We start from the raw sequence: 16,406 nt of genomic DNA on the forward strand, positions 1-16,406 counted from the left end.
GACCCATTGGTGCCGATTCAGCGGATAATAGCTCCTGGCTAAGTTATTGCTAAACATACCCCTAAACTCAAGTCCCAATCTAGAAACAGTTATAAAGCCTAATTATTCAGGCCATTGTTACTGATGGATGGTCAGGGTCTTTCACATTATGGACGACAGACAAGGAAATGGTGAAGGCAATAAGCTTTTGATTGCTGCCAGTGGCACTGGCGGCCACCTTTTTCCTGCGATCGCAACTGCCGAGCATCTGACTGGGCCAATTGAATGGCTTGGTGTGCCCGATCGTTTAGAAACTGAACTTGTCCCGGCGTGCTACCCCCTCCATACGGTCCGCATGGGAGGCGTTCAGGGCAAACTGGGGTTAGGGACTATAAAACTATTTGTCCAGTTTGCACAAGCCACGTTGGCGACTCGGCGACTGCTACAGCGAGGTAACTTTAAGGGCGTCTTTACCACTGGTGGATACATTGCGGCACCTGCCATCATTGCCGCCCGCAGTTTGGGGTTGCCCACTGTGTTGCATGAGTCCAACGCCATGCCGGGAAAAGTGACTCGTTGGCTGAGCCGCTTGTGCTCAATAGTTGCTATTGGATTTAAGGAAACCCGCCAGTATTTGCCTAAACAAGCGCAGACAGTCTGGGTGGGGACACCAGTGCGATCGCAGTTTTTGACTGACAGTCATGCCAGTCTCCAGGATTTCTCCATCCCTGACAATGTCCCCTTAATCGTTGTGATTGGTGGCAGTCAAGGCGCTGTCGCTGTAAATAAGCTTGTACGGGCTGCAGCCCCAGCCTGGTTGGAACAAGGTGCCTGGGTAATTCATCAAACGGGCAACAATGATCCAGACACCGAGACTCTGAACCACCCTCAATACATTCATCGTCCATTCTTTAAAAATGTAGCCGCCCTTTTTAAGCGCTCCACCCTAGTGATTAGTCGGGCCGGAGCTGGCACATTAACGGAACTAGCCATGACCCATACCCCATCTGTCTTAATTCCCTACCCCTTTGCAGCAGACGACCACCAAGCTTATAACGCCAACGCTTTTGGCACTGTCGGAGCGAGTAAGGTATATCGACAGTCAGACCTTGATGGCGACACGTTGCAAAAGTGGGTCTTAGCACTCCTGGAAAATCCAGCAGAATTGGACTGCATGAGGGTTGCAGCAGCAGCTTTAGCCGTCAGTGACAGCGCAGAGCAGGTGGCAAGCCTGCTGCAAAAAACAATGGAATGATGATGCCCCACTATCTGATGCCCTCAAATAGTGGGGCAGTTAAACGCCAGCCGTTACTGTCAACTCGCCAACCATACCAGCCTCAGCATGACCAGCAATTGAGCAGTGGAGTTCATAAATCCCTGGTTTTTGAGGAATAAATACCCATTCAGCCTCAGCTCCAGGCTTCAGCTCCAGTTCATGAATAGCACCTTTGACTTCGACCTGGCCTGCTTCTACTTTTTGAGTCCAGATTACATCCGCAAAGTCTTTGGCCGTAAAGTAATGCTTGACGGGGCTAGGATTATCTAGCAGCAGCTTATAGCGTTTACCAGCATCAAAGGTTAACGTGTCAGGTTCAAAGACCAGAGCACCTGATTTATCACCCAGGTGCACCTGTAGTGTATCTATCGGTTGTTGGCTTGGGGCTCCTGCGGCAAAAGCGCTATTCGTGGACAGTACTAAGATAGACAAGACTAGAAACAGCCCCATTAGAACTAGAGTTTGTCCCCAATTCTTCAAAGCGCTGAGGCAAGTGCGTAGGGTCACCATCATTCCCCAGACTCCATCACTCGGATCTACATAACAATCTTACTTGCCTGAGTGAATGCCAATACCCGCTACGCAAGAACCTTTAATACCAGTTCTTAGTTGGAGGACGTTTTATGGTGGCTGCCACAAAAGAAAGTGGTCCCTGGCAAAACAACCAGAGACCAGGGAGTCGTGATGAACACTGACAATCTGTATTACATGAGAGAGTACACAGCAGTTTTGAAACTGTGTGAGTCTATAGTTAAGCGTTGTAGCGAACACTATAACGTGAGGGGGTTAGATCTGGGGGTGACCGGCATAGCAACGGGAGCTCTCATTTTGAACCTACGGCCCAAGAAGGAAAGTTTAGCCTTGGTTTCGACAGTTTCAATGGACTGGGTAGAAGGCGTGTAGGGTGCGCCGAGGTGAGTGAGTTGCATGGATAAATTCCAAATAAATGTGTTTAGCGGTGACGGATTATAGCGCATTAGACAGCATGCTGACGATGGGGCAACACTCACCTGACTTGCCAATAGTATGGCTAAGCAAAAGCGCTAAGACCTTCCACCAACGGAAAGATTAAATCTTGTTTTTTCCATTATCGGAAAGAGTGGGAAATGACTATCTTTACAGATTCCAACATCCCAGGACTGTTTCTTCTTGAATATCTAGAGCTGAACTAAACCAGCGATTGATAATTTCCTCATAGATAGATACCCCTGACAATCCCCTTATATGGCTTGGCAATCACTTGCGTGACTTATCAGAGGCGTTATCAGACTCAGACCACTCAGCACCAGCTTGCTTGGCATCAAGCACTGCCTTTTCCAGCAAAAAAGCACAAAGATTGCTCAGTGGTCGGCCATCATAGGCGGCCCACTGCTCTAGAGCTTCCGCTAGGCGGTCTGGAAGGGTTACTTGCACACGTTTGGTCATAGCGGCCATGATACCGCCTCTCATCTACAGACACACTTATTACATCAAATAGACATCGATTTGTGTTTTAACACCACTAAAAAATGTAAATAAGCTTGATCAAAAAGAATGTTTGTACTAAACTGCCAAAATGCATAAACAATTGTTGAGTCAACCATTAGCGACATTACGGGACATTATCCTAGCCAGCTCCATGAAGTTAGGATTCATGCCATGGTTAACATGGCTCATCCGTAGCTATGCCCAAGAAAAAACGCTTGGCTTAACTCATCAAACACCTAGCAGTGCCACCTCCGAGGACTCTACGCAGCCTGGCAGGTTTCAAGACCACGGCAGTAGCTCTACTTGGTATGCCTGGTTCGATGATAATATAGATGACTTCTACACTGCCGATCCTTCATCAGCACCACAACCACTAGAGCCCACCGACCTAGTCAACTCACTTCTAGAAAATCAAATCACCCTTTGGCATCATCCTGAATTCGCTCCATGGCTGATTGCCTTTGCTGAACAAGCCTTCTATCAATGGCCTGCTGAAATACCTCTTGATGCCGATCTAACTCAACCTGAGCAAGTCAGGTCACCGGAAACGCAACAAAAACTCTCCCAAGCTTTTAGTACTTTGCCACGAGAATTGGTCAACAATACTCACATACAGGAACTGGTATTGATGTATTTAGGCGCAAGTTACCCAGTTATTGAAGGATTTTCCAAAACTCCTGTAGCTCAAGCCACAGCAAAAGAACGAGAGCATTACCGTCAAGAGCGCTACGCAAAACGAACAACTTTCTATCAACAACATAACATTACGGCTCAGGAATAGATTGAGCAGAACTTAAATCTCAACTCACCTGACGAGCTAGACTGAGCACAAACCCATTGACAAAAATCTATTTCCGCAGTGACCTCATCCACTAAGGCTGTTTCTAGACACTGCTACAAATCTGTCTTATCCACTAACAACAAGGGCGGAGACTTCTCTTTCTCCACATAATGGCCATCTGTAAGCTATAGAATCTGCCATTTTTGGCCATTAAATCACCCAAACTCCGGAACACCCAAACTAGCATAGAGCAGATTCTTAGGCTCACCAATGAGTTTTTCTGGAGAATCCAGATACCTTTCGGTTAGCTATCGAAAAGAATGGGTCCAACTACATAGAAACCTTTCTTAAGGAATAGGTTGGCATGGCATCCGAAAACAAGTACAGGCGAACTAAAGCAGTGACTTGTTTGTGATCACACCCCATCCATCCTACTTTTAAAACACCCAGAAATCGGTCTTAGACAACCATTTTTTAGTTATTTGCCCCGTTCCATAACCTTTTCTTTACCGACAGATTATAGTCTGACATCTCCCGATATCGTTTGCGTAGCAGCCAAGATAGTTAAGCAATTTAATCCTGTCGTTGCAGCTATTCAAATCTGCGGTATCAAAGGGAAAAGCCCCCATTAAGTCAAGGATTACCTTGAGGAGCCCCCATAATGACCGTTTCTGTAAAGAAGCAAACGATCCCCAATCTGCGTAACCCTGATTATTACTGCAATCGAGAGCTGAGCTGGTTGCAGTTTAACGACCGGGTGCTCCACGAGGCCTTTGATGAGAGAACGCCTCTGCTAGAACGCCTCAAATTTCTAGCAATTTTCAGTACCAACCTGGACGAATTCTTCATGGTACGGGTGTCTGGCCTATTGGAGCAGGCACAAGCAAATATTACAAAGACTCCGGCAGATGGTCTGACACCTCAACAACAGCTAGAGCGTATTCATAGTCACCTATTACCAGTTGTGCAACGACAACATGAGTATTTCTTGGGTGAGATGCGATCGCAAATGGCTAACGAAGGCATCCATCTTCTCACCTACGATCGACTCAGCAAAGAACAAAAGTCTCACCTCGCCAAATTATTTGACTCCCGCATCTTTCCAATTTTGACTCCTCTGGGTGTTGATCCTGCCCATCCCTTCCCCCGCATGTCCAATCTCAGCCTCAATATTGCCGCCGAAATTGAAGACCCCAAGAACCAAGAACGTCGCTTTGCCAGAATCAAAGTGCCGAACAACCTGCCTCGGTTCATTAGTTTGCCAGACGAACTCACAACTGTTAATGGTGAGTCAGTTCATTGGGTAGGTGTAGCCCTGGAAGATATCATCATTCATCACCTGGAGGCTTTGTTTCCAGGCATGACTATTCTCAGTAGTCATCTGTTTCGGATTACCCGAGATGCCGACTTCCCCGTACGTGAGGCAGAAGCTGACGATCTCTTACTAGCCATTCAGCAAGAGATTAGCAGACGTCGACTGGAAGGATCTGTCGTTCGTCTTGAGGTAGCATCAACATTTCCCCAGGAACTACAAGACTCTCTGATTCAAGAATTCAAAATTAGCCCTACTGACATCTACCAAGTAGACGGCTTACTCAACCTGCAGGATCTCTTTTTTTTTCTGTCTATCTCCAGACCAGACATCAAAGATTCTCCCTGGGTAGCTGTTATCCCACCGCGTCTCAAACCTATCCATGAAGTAGACGTTGAAGAAGCTCTAGATCTACCCGATACTCACCCGGATATTTTTTCCATTATTCGAGATGGGGATCTGATGCTTCACCATCCTTATGAAGCCTTTGATGCCTCGGTGCAAACTCTGATCACCCAGGCTGCCCATGACCCTCAAGTGCAGGCCATCAAAATGACTCTGTACAGAACATCTGGGGATTCTCCCATCGTTAACGCACTGATTGAGGCAGCGAGAAATGGTAAGCAGGTAGCAGTACTGGTTGAGTTAAAGGCCCGATTTGATGAAGAGAACAATATCGAATGGGCCAGACGCTTAGAGCAATCAGGCATTCACGTTGTCTATGGGGTGCTAGGGTTAAAAACCCACACCAAAACAGCTCTCGTCGTGCGTGAAGAAGGCGATGAGCTACGTCGTTACGTTCATATTGGCACCGGCAATTACAATCCCAAAACTGCTAAGCTCTATACTGATTTGGGACTCATGAGCTGTCAAGAAACTCTGGGTGCGGATTTGTCCGATCTGTTTAACTATTTGACTGGCTTTTGCCACCAAAAAGCCTATCGCAAGCTACTGGTGGCACCGGTTACACTTCGAGATCGCATGATTGGCCTGATTCAACGTGAGATCGACCATTGCCTAGAAGGACGTCCCGGCAAGATCATTGCCAAAATGAATTCGTTAGTTGATCCTGAGATGACCCGTTGGCTGTACAAAGCCTCCCAAGCAGGCGTTCAGATCGACCTCATCATTCGTGGCATTTGCTGTCTCAAACCCGGCATTCCTGAGGTTAGCAAAAACATCCGCGTCATCAGCATTATTGGCCGATTTTTAGAGCATTCTCGGATTTTCTACTTTCAAAATAATCACCAAGAAGAAGTCTATATCGGCAGTGCCGATTGGATGCCCCGCAATCTAGATCGACGGGTCGAAGCCGTGACTCCTATCGAAGAATCAAGCTTGGTGGATGAACTCAAGGAACTGCTAGCCATTTTCATGGCAGATAACCGTCAAGCCTGGGAAATGCAGTCTGATGGCAGCTATGCACAACGCCACCCTCACTCTGATGAACCTGAGCGTAGCTCCCATCAACAGCTCATGCAACGTGCTACTGCAAGAATGTCCTAAAGCCAGTCATAGCCTAACTCACACCGAGATCATTACGTTTCCGCATCAAACTACATCAAATAGACAGTGCGGAAGGCTTCATGTTTCTATACAATATCCTCTTAATAGGAATAAATGCTCATCTTATAGTGCACTTGTTCCTATTAAGAAAAATGCTCATACATTAAAAATCCATTTTTATAAGCAGCGAGGGGTAAACATGTATATCGTACAAATCGCCTCCGAATGCGCTCCGGTGATTAAGGCCGGCGGTCTAGGGGATGTGGTCTATGGCTTGAGTCGCGAGTTGGAATTATCCGGCCATACAGTAGAGCTGATTCTGCCAAAATACGATTGCATGCGGTACGACCACATTTGGGGTCTACACGATGCCTACAAAGATCTCAAAGTGCCCTGGTATGGTGCCGAAGTTCGCTGTGATGTTCACTGCGGATGGGTGCATGGACGTCTCTGTTTCTTTATTGAGCCCCACGACAAAGACAATTGGTTCCGCCGTGGCCGGTATTACGGCTGCGATGATGACCCTATGCGCTTTGCTTTCTTTAGTAAGGCAGCCCTAGAGTTTTTACAGCAAAGCAATAAGCGACCTGATATCATCCACTGCCATGACTGGCAAACAGGTCTAGTGCCGGTGATGCTTTTCGAAATCTATAAGTATCATGGCATGGAGCACCAGCGGGTGTGTTATACCATCCATAACTTTAAGCACCAAGGCAATGCTGGTACCGAGGTGCTATGGGCGACGGGTCTAAATCGCGAACCCTACTACTTCAATCATGAGCGGCTACAGGATAACTTTAACCCCTTCGCCCTCAACTACATGAAGGGTGGGATTACTTACTCCAATGCTGTTACCACCGTTTCACCCCACCATGCCTGGGAAGCACACCATGGAGACTTTGGCTATGGTTTAGGCCAAACGCTTCATATCAACCAGCATAAGTTTAAGGGCGTCCTCAACGGCATCGACTATAACCTATGGAATCCTAAGGTTGATACTTACATTCCCGAGCCCTACACCCCCGATACGCTAGACCATAAGCTTTACAACAAGAAAGCGCTACGCGAACGGCTGATGCTAAGCCATGATGACAAACCACTCGTCGCTTTTATTGGTCGCCTGGACGAGCAAAAGGGTGTACATCTGGTGCACCACGCCATGTACCGAGCCCTCGACCGGGGTGCTCAGTTTGTACTGCTGGGCTCAGCCACTAATGCCAGTATTAATGACCATTTCCATTACGAAAAAGCTCACCAAAATGATAATCCTAACTGCCATTTGGAGCTGGGATTCAACGAGGAACTATCACACCTGATCTATGCTGGTGCGGACATGATTGTGGTGCCGAGTAATTTTGAGCCCTGTGGTTTGACTCAGTTGATTAGCTTTAAATATGGCACTGTTCCGGTGGTCCGTGGTGTCGGTGGCCTCGTGGATACTGTCTTTGACATTGACTATGACGAAAGTAAACCGCCTGAAAAACGCAATGGTTTTGTGTTCTACCAGTCAGATAACTATGCTCTAGAGTCAGCATTAGATCGGGCGTTAGATCTTTGGTACACCGACCGCAAAGGTTTCCAAACGCTACAACGCCAGGGCATGGCCTATGACTATTCATGGCATATCCCTGGCCAACAATACGTTAAAATCTACGATTCAATCCGTCACCGCTAAGCTAACAACAGAAATCGATATCACAAGCAATACAAACCCCTTTGGCCAGGGTGGGCATTTTGAGATAGCACACCTAGTCATCTCAAAAGGGGTTTATTTGCCATGTCTAGTGCTGGCCTAAACAAGTGGACTGTTAGCGGTAACTTAGCTGCTGACGCCGCTGTTAAAACTGTCGACCTCCGCAGTGGTCGTCAAGCTCAGGTAGCTAGTGCCACTATCTATGTGCGCGGGGTGAAAGATAGAAATGAGTCTTTTACCGTGAGATTAAATATTTGGGAAGGCTCTCCCGCCTGGCGCACCCTAGCTTTTTTGAAAAAAGGTTCACTCATTATTTGTACGGGGAGTGTAGAGCCCACACCCTATGTATCAAAGACAGATGGCACGCCCAAAGCAGGACTCACTATGAAGGTTCTCGATATTGACTTAGATGTAGTAAAAGACCCTAATAGGGACAACAATCATAGTGATCAAAGAGCTAACGACAAAACTCCTGTAGCTGTATAAACACCTAGTCTTACGGCGAACCTATGTAGCGTTTTTTGAGGTGACTTAGTAGCTTTTAATGCCTTTGAAAGAAACATTCCAGCGTCTTTAAAGAAAGTTCAAGCGATCTTTGCTCAAGTGTTAGCTGATGGACATCATCTGGGATGAATTAGTGTGTAGACAAACAAATTATATGTAACCCACCCCCTATTCCTACACCCATATACAGAAACGGGCCGAGTTGTCGTCATTGACAATTCGGCCTTTATGCTTCTCATACCCAATCCGAATTTATTAAACCCGATTAAACATGGAGACTCCTGTAGGGGCAGTCCCTTGTGGATACCCTTAAATATCGAACGCTATCAATCAGGGTTTCATATCATACGTCTTGCGAATAAAGACAACGAGTTTCAATTTTGTAAGGTCGAGCAGTGGATGGCTCTGTAGGCTCTTCCAGTAGATTAAGGGATTTTCCTACCGTGAGCCCTAAACTATTCGTCATGGACACATTTTTCGCAGATGATCTTCCATAGGCATCGTAGTATCGAGCTATAAACCTCTCTGGATCTGACTCGCTCGGTTTAAGTGCGGCCAGGATGAGGTGATCGGATTCCAAGCTGAAAAAGCTCTGGCTGGTCGAAACAGGAGTAGAGCGATTTGAGGATGTCATTGCTTTAGGAAGGTAAGTCCTTAGGGGAATATTGAGTGCCCGAGCATGGTGGGGGGTGCAGGCCGATTGCCAGGAACCTGCATGGGGATAAATGGCATAGGTGAAATGATGATGACCGCGATCGCAACCTGGATCAGGCCATAGCGGAGCCTTTAATAAGGTCAGTCTTAACTGACTTGGCTGGGCATCAAACCCATGCTTACAGTCTGTCAAAATGCTCAGGCCAAATGTATCATCACTCAAATCAGCCCAGCGTAAAGCAGGCACTTCCCACTTTGCTTTTTCATGGTCAGTTATCGGTTTTGTAGGCCGCTCAATGGCACCGAAGGGCACCTCATAGGTCGCCTGATCAGCCTCCACAGTGGTCGGAAAATTAACCTTGAGCACCACCTGCGTCTCCTGCCAATCCACCCAGGTCTCCACTTTTAGCAAAGGAGACGCCGCTTCCAAACAATACTCTTGAACAATCGTGGATATATTGAGCTGACGGGTAACACGCAAGCACTGGCGAACAGAATTACGAGAAATCCATTTTATCTCCAACAGCTTTGCAGGGGCAGCGGGATGATCGGCATAGTCTGGCGCAATATTCCATGCGTCCCAATACTGACCACTATCTTCAAAACACTGCAACTGATTTGCCGCTGCCTTAAAAATCTCTCGTCCCGTCGCCACATGAATACAGGAAGCAATGTCTCCAGTATCTGGAGAAACAACAACTTGTAAATACCCATTATCTAAAACAAGTTCATCTGAGTTTTGGTCGTCTCTCTTCTCTGAAGCATCAGACACGAGCGCATATAATCGATAGCCCACTGCTGGCACATCAGCGGCTAAAAAGCTGAGAACCTGACTCTCTTCGTTAGCCTTTTTAGCTAATGGGTTACTTGCTCGATGCACCTCATACTCCACTGGCTGCTTGGTTTCGCAATTAATAATTTGCCACTGGCCTAACGGTAATGTTGCAGTCACAACCTCCGTGCGTGACCAGCCATGGGCATTAAACACAAACAATGGTTGACCTTGCTCTGGTAATGATTGACCGGATAGGGTCTCTAATGCATTGACCAATGCCTCTTGCCCTAAGCTCTCCACCTTAGACCACTCTTGGTTTGCATCTTGAAAGACTTCCGGAATCGATGAGCCTGGCAAAACATCATGGAACTGATTAAACAACAACCCTTTCCAGGCGGCCTCTAAGCTATCTTTAGGATAAGGGTGTGCAGCTTTTATCTGCGCTATCGTTGACCATAGCTCCGCCTGATATAACAAATCTTCTGCGCGACGATTCTGTTGCTTTTGATCACTGTGGGCTGTGTAGCATCCGCGATGCAACTCCAGATATAGCTCATCATTCCATAGGGGTAAAGCAGGAAGAATTTGACTAGTAAAAAACGTTTGTTCTATGTCTGTACTGGGATAATCAGCGTGGGGTAAAGCATGGGATACAGTCTTTAAGAAGTTGACTGGGGTTGAGAATCTCACCTGGGGGAAAAATGGAGACTCTTGCCAGCGTCGCGCCTTAGCTAACATGTCACGGGTGGGGCCACCGCCGTGATCACCGACACCAGGTAACCAACATGCATGGGGGCTATTTGTTTTCTGTTCCCACTGCGCGGCATACTCTGCCATCTGGACAGGATCAAAATCCGTACCAATAGGAGGTAACGTCCACCCTAAAATTTCACTGCCATCGGGGGCTTGCCAACGAAATAGCTCATGGGGAAACTGGGTGGTGTCATTCCACCGGAGTTTTTGGGTGGCAAATATATTTACACCGCCTAGCTTGAGTAGCTGGGGCAGCTGCGAACAAAAACCAAAAGTATCAGGGAGCCATGCGATTAAACTGCGGGTACCAAACTTTTCTTGGCAATACCGCTGACCGTAGAGGATCTGTCGTGCGATCGCTTCTCCACTGACAATATTCAGCTCAGGTTCAACCCACAGCCCTGCATCAATAGACCATTGCCCTGCAGCCACCTGCTGCTGAATTTGACGAAACAGTTGAGGGCGATTGGTTTCTAACCAAGCAAATAAGGCCGGACTAGAGTGGGTATAGATCAGTTCAGGAAACTCCTGCTGTAGTGTCAAAACCGAGGTAAAGGTGCGCTCTGCCGCTTGCCAGGTATCAGCCACAGGCCACAGCCAAGCTAAATCTAAATGGGCATGGCCAACACAGTGAATTTGCCGCTGTTTCAGCCAATCGCCATAGGGCAACAGACATTGGCGCAAGTGGGCAAGACGCTGATGTAAATCGCCATTGCTGGCTTGCCACTCTTGAGTAATAAGATCCGTCACTGCAGGCAAGTTTTCTGGCGTCAACGTCTGCAAATAGTAATGCAGCACCTGTAATTCATCGGCCACAAAGCCAGGTTCAGGGCTGATGGCGTGATTTAAGGCCTCATAAATTAGATGCGATCGCACCAACGCCCCTGCATCATGCTTCGGACTTGCCAGGCGCAGCACCACCTCAAACGATTGTCCCGGCATCACCGCCTCACTCAAACAAAGACGCGTGAAGAAGTCGAACAAATCCCCCGCCTGGACGAACTCACCATTAATATAAAGCTGTGCATCTTCAGCCCACCAAGCAGTGACTAAACGCAGAGTCAAACCATCTAAGGGATAGCCATTCAGAGTATCAGGCACCGTAAACCGTTGATACAAGAACAGCACTCGTCCCTGAGACCAAGCAATGTGATGACGTTCATTCAACGGCATCACATCCCATTGAGGCCCCTGTTCCATCGCCGCTGTCAGGCTGCCCCCCATATCCTCATACAAACCGTGCCAATGCATTTGCACATCCTGCTGACTGTAGGACCGCAGCTCTTGAATCAGGTTCGTCACAAATGAGATAGGGGCGTTCATACTTCCGCTAAGATCGAACTAAGATTGATCAAGGATCTGAGGATACTTGCCATACAACTATGCCATCGTCGTCTCGCCCCTACAAAAGCAAATTACTCAGATTCGTCCTGCAGCAGTGGCAGCAGGGGTTAGAACGACAAGATCGAGCTTGGCGGCAGCTACAGTCAACCGCCACCTGGGGTGCGCAGGTCGCAGTGTTTCCCATCTATGTCGTCATGCGGGCATTAGAACGAGCAAATTTTGCCCTGGGCAGCAATAATACCCCTGACACTAGCAGCAGCCAACCCACTGTCCCCACCACTCGTGCTCAGGGCAATGTTACTGACCTTGAGCATTCGTTCACTGCAATTTTGACCCACACACAACAACTGCTCTCCTCAGAAGACTCATCCCAGCTAGTAATCGCCCCTTCAGGTAGCCTATTAAGCAAGGCACAATCTCTTCTATCTGGTGTTATTCAACGGATAAGGCAACAACTTCCAGGGAGCCAATTATCTACTAGGGGTTCCGCTGCTCTTACCAACATCCAAAGAAAACAGAGTCACCTCGTAACGTCTGCTAAACCTCAATACAGATCTAAAGGGTTAGCTGTGGCTCAATCTGCAAGAATGCGGCGACAAGCTAGGGCGGATTTGCTTCAAAATGGCACCACTCTGGCATCTTCTATCGAAACTCAAAAGATAGTTCTAGTGAACCCAAGCAATGAGGTCTTCGATATTTTTACCCCTGAACAACAGGCAGACCTAAAACACTACATTGCCTGCGTCATGAACGCCTATCGGGAATCGAGAACCATTGTCCCCCGTAAAACCAAGCAATTATCAGCTAAAACAATTCTGGCCATTGGTGCTGTCTTTATTGCCGCCTTACCGATGGAGTTTCGAAAAGCCTGGGCTCAGGTGGCACCGGGTCCAAAAGCCCTGAGTCTGCCCCCTCTAGAAACAAACAATCCTCAACCTCGCTCTCGTGTTTTTTACCCGTCTTCAGCGACGAAAGGTACTGTTAAAACACGGGCTCAACGCTTATCAAGTGGTGCAACCCATACCTACAGTGCCCGTCGCCTATCCAGCAAAGATCCCCATGCGTTTGAAGCTAACATCAATGACGTTAGCTACTTAGAGCATCCTTTAGAAAGGATGCTGCGCTGGTTAGATCGGGTTCTGACTTGGTGTGAACATCGTTGGCAACAATGGCTTGAGGGTAGAGCTAACATGGGATAACCTAACGCATCCTGCCACCTATCATGCTCAAAATTTGGTATCGCCTGTGCCGCGCTATGCAAACTCATCGCACAGCCTTACTGCTAAATCTGGCAGTTATCGTTCCATTTGCCCTGCTCACAGCCTACATCAAAGTCTCAACCATACTTAACGGATACTCGGCAGGGCGAACGCTCAGGCGATCAACGGGTATTGACTTACTGATTACGCTATTTAGTGAGCCCTATTCCATACCCTATGAAGGAATTCTCACCGAGATTTCCGAAATTGTTTGGTGCTTCCCCATTGCACTCTGTTTCTTTACCGCCCATTTGTTACGTCATCGGCAACTGCGTCGATATTTAAGCTGTTTCGGTATATTTTTATCTCTGTTATTAGCAGATGATGCATTTCGGATAACTCTTATTCTCTATTCTTTATTAGATGTTCCTAAAATTTTGATGTATGGGCTTTACAGTAGCGTTGGAGTAGCGATCGCAATCTGCTTCTGGCGCACTATTTTGACAACACCCTATCGATTACTGCTAATTTCTGGCGCTTTACTGGTCTTTTCGGCAGCGGCGGATTTTTTACCCATTCGTGGCATTGGCACGCCCATCATGCTAGAAGACGGAACCAAGTTGCTTGGCCTTGTTAATCTAAGCATCTACGTTTGGCAATCAGCAAAATTAGCCCTTACCAAATTTCCTATGGCCAATCCGCCATCAAACACTAGCGATCGCACAGGTCAACTATTTCAGAACTTTTGATAGGCATCAACAGAATGCCCTCAAACATGCACTACTAAATCTTTTGAGCAACTTGCCATTGACGGTAGAAACCCTGAATTTCAGCTTCACTATAAATCTTTTCAACCTGAGGAGATCGATAAAGCCTATCCAGATATTCTGGGGGAAAGTTGATGTGCTGCTTAAACTGCTTATAGATTTTGCCTTGCTCTTTTCTTTTACCTGCAACATTGGCCTTCACAAGGCTTACATTATTAATATTCAGAAATTTGCTAAAGGCTTCTTCGACACAGTGATCAAGATGCTCTACTTTCAGAACCAGCAAATCAACATGATCATATGAATAGATCTTAAATCCGTCAGTTTTAGAAAAGTCATTTAAGGGATTGTCAATAGAAAAAACGGGACTAAGCTCTTCATCAAACCAAGTAAATGGGTGTTTTTCATCAAGATAATGATGAAAATATTTTTGGATCAAAGCCTCAACATTAAAATCATTGAGCAGAGCATTAAATTCAGAATTATAACGATTTTCCTGAAAAAACTTTGATATATTGCGAGCGACAGGATCTCTGACTAACGTTATGATTTTCCATTTTGATTTTGAGTCATTAAGACCTCGATCTAAACATCGTCTCAGGTATTGACTATGAATAAGATGTTCATCAACTCTATGAGTAATTAAAAACCGTTTTTTATACGCCTGCTTCACCTCATGGATAGAAGCAGGCTGTAAAGTATGCAAATGGTAGATGGAAGCATCAAGATTTCGATTTTTTAGTGTCTTATGTAAGCTAGTTGAAGCTACTTTACCCATCTGGTAAATCAAGATTTTATTGGCCTTCGTATCAGCCTTTGCAACCTTAAATTGTTCATAGAAATTTGAAAGATGAAAGTTTTTCTTAATTAACCATTGGATTAGTTTGCCTTTAATGCTTAGAGCCATTTATGGGTTTCAAATAAAAAAGTCAATAATGTCAATTACTTAGAATATCCCCTATCAAGGATTTTGCACTGGCTTGATCAAGTGCTTACTTTCGGGAAAGACTCTGACAGCATTGGATTGAACATACAGCTAATAGGAAATAACGCGTATAGCCTTTACAGGATCAGGTAATTACAGTCGAGGCATATCTATTTATGAAGCTTGAGTAAAGTTCGTAAAGCAAGACACCATGATTTATGGTGCCATAGATAAGCTTGGCTTGACGAGAATATGCTTGAAAGCAGGAATAACTTCCAAAAATTTATGTTGATATAGTGACAGTAGGACAGGCACTCTTTTATCAAGGCTGGTGAAGTGATAGTACGCAACATCACTCACGCCCTCAGAACAAAATTTATGAAGCTTACTTGAAGTCTCAGTATTAATACCTTCAGGGATTGTGGAATCAATAGTAACCTTACTTAATAGGAGTAAAAGTTTATACACAACGTATACGCAACAAGAAGTTCAAAACGGTGTAGCTGTTTAGACTGTTTGGACGTGTGGAAGCTCCAACTCACTTCATAAATCGCTCACAATTTATCATGATTGGCGATTGGTTACTAACTTTTGATCATTACTGCAATGGATGCACGAGAGAAGCATGCACCATTCTGTGGTCCCTTAAAGATAAGTATTTAAAACATCTATCTACTCAGAATTATGATGAAGCCCACTGTCACAAAGGATAATGTTCACGAGTCAACCGCATCTAATTCCGGTAATGAAATTGGTCAATTGGTTGTAGCCGCAACTTTTACCGCCGACCCTCTCAAGGAAATTCTTGAATTCTGGTTTGCTCAGCTGGGTTTGGCTATGGAAGTTAACCTAACTGATTACAATCAGGTATTTCAGCAACTGCTCAACCCTGCGAGTTTAATGGCCCAAAACACTCAGGGTATTAACTTATTGCTGATACGCATTGAAGATTGGATTAAATTTCAGACATCCGAGGAGCAGACTGAAGAAAATCTGAACGCTCTTTGTAGGGATATTTTAAAGAGAAATAGTCAGGATCTAATTAACGCTATCTTTGAGTCAGTTCAGCGTTCTTCAACACCCCATATAGTTGTTTTTTGTCCATCTAATCCAGATACATCAACTGAGACAAGAGCCCTTTATAACCAGATTGAGCAAACGATTGTCGAAGAACTTAGCCCGCTTAATAATCTATACTTTATACCGTCTGGGACCATTTTCTCGCGATATCCCGTTAACGATTTTTATGACGCTAATCGCGATCGCATCGGCCATATTCCCTTCACTCCTGAAGCGTTTGCCGCCCTCGGAACAATAATTGCACGGACAGTTCATGCCCTGAAGCGCCCTCCCTATAAAGTCATTGCTTTGGATTGCGATCGCACCCTCTGGCGCGGCATATGTGGAGAAGATGGTCCCCTGGGCATCGCAGTCGATGAACCGTTCCGGGCACTACAGTCCTTTATGGTGC

The 16,406-nt window shown here is 46.1% G+C and carries 12 protein-coding genes and 1 pseudogene; 8 read left to right on the plus strand and 5 right to left on the minus strand.

Annotated features, from left to right (window positions below; genetic code table 11):
* The first annotated feature begins 148 nt into the window (after nt 1-148).
* On the plus strand, nt 149-1,234 hold the full coding sequence (murG, locus tag DXZ20_RS32825; RefSeq protein WP_163659977.1) for an undecaprenyldiphospho-muramoylpentapeptide beta-N-acetylglucosaminyltransferase: 1,086 nt from the start codon (nt 149-151) through the stop codon (nt 1,232-1,234).
* Nucleotides 1,235-1,273: 39 nt separating this feature from the next.
* Here murG and DXZ20_RS32830 read toward each other — a convergent pair whose 3' ends face one another.
* The 3 genes from DXZ20_RS32830 to DXZ20_RS32840 form a co-directional block, all read right to left on the minus strand.
* A complete protein-coding gene (locus tag DXZ20_RS32830; protein ID WP_163659979.1) occupies nt 1,274-1,768 on the minus strand; it encodes a cupredoxin domain-containing protein in 495 nt (164 codons plus the stop codon).
* 257 nt (nt 1,769-2,025) lie between these two features.
* Complete coding sequence (locus tag DXZ20_RS32835; RefSeq protein ID WP_163659981.1) at nt 2,026-2,184, minus strand: DUF4278 domain-containing protein; 159 nt, start codon at nt 2,182-2,184, stop codon at nt 2,026-2,028.
* 307 nt (nt 2,185-2,491) lie between these two features.
* Nucleotides 2,492-2,689 (minus strand): ribbon-helix-helix domain-containing protein, encoded by a 198-nt coding sequence (locus tag DXZ20_RS32840; protein WP_163659983.1) that lies wholly within the window; start codon nt 2,687-2,689, stop codon nt 2,492-2,494.
* Between the two features lie 121 nt (nt 2,690-2,810).
* Here DXZ20_RS32840 and DXZ20_RS32845 point away from each other — a divergent pair, with 121 nt between their 5' ends.
* The 4 genes from DXZ20_RS32845 (at nt 2,811) to DXZ20_RS32860 (ending at nt 8,500) form a co-directional block, all read left to right on the plus strand.
* Nucleotides 2,811-3,503, plus strand: coding sequence for a hypothetical protein (locus DXZ20_RS32845; RefSeq protein WP_163702927.1), 693 nt, complete (start codon nt 2,811-2,813; stop codon nt 3,501-3,503).
* Between the two features lie 661 nt (nt 3,504-4,164).
* The gene (gene ppk1, locus DXZ20_RS32850) at nt 4,165-6,321 is read left to right on the plus strand and encodes a polyphosphate kinase 1 (protein ID WP_163659987.1); all 2,157 of its coding nucleotides are present in this window, start codon (nt 4,165-4,167) and stop codon (nt 6,319-6,321) included.
* A gap of 199 nt (nt 6,322-6,520) precedes the next feature.
* Entirely contained in the window at nt 6,521-7,996 is a 1,476-nt protein-coding gene (gene glgA / locus DXZ20_RS32855; protein WP_163702928.1) for a glycogen synthase GlgA, read from the plus strand.
* Between the two features lie 102 nt (nt 7,997-8,098).
* Nucleotides 8,099-8,500, plus strand: a complete 402-nt coding sequence (locus DXZ20_RS32860; protein WP_163659992.1) for a single-stranded DNA-binding protein — start codon at nt 8,099-8,101, stop codon at nt 8,498-8,500.
* 361 nt (nt 8,501-8,861) lie between these two features.
* On the opposite strand, the gene DXZ20_RS32865 is transcribed toward DXZ20_RS32860, so the two are convergent.
* A complete protein-coding gene (locus DXZ20_RS32865; RefSeq protein ID WP_163659995.1) occupies nt 8,862-12,023 on the minus strand; it encodes an alpha-mannosidase in 3,162 nt (1,053 codons plus the stop codon).
* A gap of 59 nt (nt 12,024-12,082) precedes the next feature.
* On the opposite strand from DXZ20_RS32865, the gene DXZ20_RS32870 reads away from it, so the two are divergent.
* Together DXZ20_RS32870 and DXZ20_RS32875 are read left to right on the plus strand one after the other, a co-directional pair.
* Nucleotides 12,083-13,243, plus strand: coding sequence for a hypothetical protein (locus tag DXZ20_RS32870; protein ID WP_163659997.1), 1,161 nt, complete (start codon nt 12,083-12,085; stop codon nt 13,241-13,243).
* Between the two features lie 56 nt (nt 13,244-13,299).
* Nucleotides 13,300-13,992, plus strand: a complete 693-nt coding sequence (locus DXZ20_RS32875) for a DUF8692 domain-containing protein (RefSeq protein ID WP_250566007.1) — start codon at nt 13,300-13,302, stop codon at nt 13,990-13,992.
* A gap of 34 nt (nt 13,993-14,026) precedes the next feature.
* Here the strand turns inward: DXZ20_RS32875 and DXZ20_RS32880 are convergent, their stop codons facing one another.
* On the minus strand, nt 14,027-14,917 hold the full coding sequence (locus DXZ20_RS32880; RefSeq protein ID WP_163702929.1) for a putative capsular polysaccharide synthesis family protein: 891 nt from the start codon (nt 14,915-14,917) through the stop codon (nt 14,027-14,029).
* A 702-nt stretch (nt 14,918-15,619) separates the two neighbouring features.
* Between DXZ20_RS32880 and DXZ20_RS32885 the strand changes: the two are divergent.
* A pseudogene (locus DXZ20_RS32885) lies at nt 15,620-16,406 on the plus strand (hypothetical protein); the annotation flags it as partial.

Origin of the sequence: Adonisia turfae CCMR0081 (assembly GCF_011009555.1) — a bacterium.
GTDB classification, from domain to species: Bacteria; Cyanobacteriota; Cyanobacteriia; order Phormidesmidales; family Phormidesmidaceae; genus Leptothoe; species Leptothoe turfae.

Bases quoted from the DNA above. Each gene is read 5' to 3' on its own strand.
- ppk1 (WP_163659987.1), top strand. From the start codon at position 4,165: ATGACCGTTTCTGTAAAGAAGCAAACGATCCCCAATCTGCGTAACCCT.
- DXZ20_RS32880 (WP_163702929.1), bottom strand. From the start codon at position 14,917: ATGGCTCTAAGCATTAAAGGCAAACTAATCCAATGGTTAATTAAGAAA.
- DXZ20_RS32835 (WP_163659981.1), bottom strand. From the start codon at position 2,184: ATGCAACTCACTCACCTCGGCGCACCCTACACGCCTTCTACCCAGTCC.
- DXZ20_RS32860 (WP_163659992.1), top strand. From the start codon at position 8,099: ATGTCTAGTGCTGGCCTAAACAAGTGGACTGTTAGCGGTAACTTAGCT.
- murG (WP_163659977.1), top strand. From the start codon at position 149: ATGGACGACAGACAAGGAAATGGTGAAGGCAATAAGCTTTTGATTGCT.
- glgA (WP_163702928.1), top strand. From the start codon at position 6,521: ATGTATATCGTACAAATCGCCTCCGAATGCGCTCCGGTGATTAAGGCC.
- DXZ20_RS32840 (WP_163659983.1), bottom strand. From the start codon at position 2,689: ATGGCCGCTATGACCAAACGTGTGCAAGTAACCCTTCCAGACCGCCTA.
- DXZ20_RS32845 (WP_163702927.1), top strand. From the start codon at position 2,811: ATGCATAAACAATTGTTGAGTCAACCATTAGCGACATTACGGGACATT.
- DXZ20_RS32865 (WP_163659995.1), bottom strand. From the start codon at position 12,023: ATGAACGCCCCTATCTCATTTGTGACGAACCTGATTCAAGAGCTGCGG.
- DXZ20_RS32875 (WP_250566007.1), top strand. From the start codon at position 13,300: ATGCAAACTCATCGCACAGCCTTACTGCTAAATCTGGCAGTTATCGTT.
- DXZ20_RS32830 (WP_163659979.1), bottom strand. From the start codon at position 1,768: ATGATGGTGACCCTACGCACTTGCCTCAGCGCTTTGAAGAATTGGGGA.
- DXZ20_RS32870 (WP_163659997.1), top strand. From the start codon at position 12,083: ATGCCATCGTCGTCTCGCCCCTACAAAAGCAAATTACTCAGATTCGTC.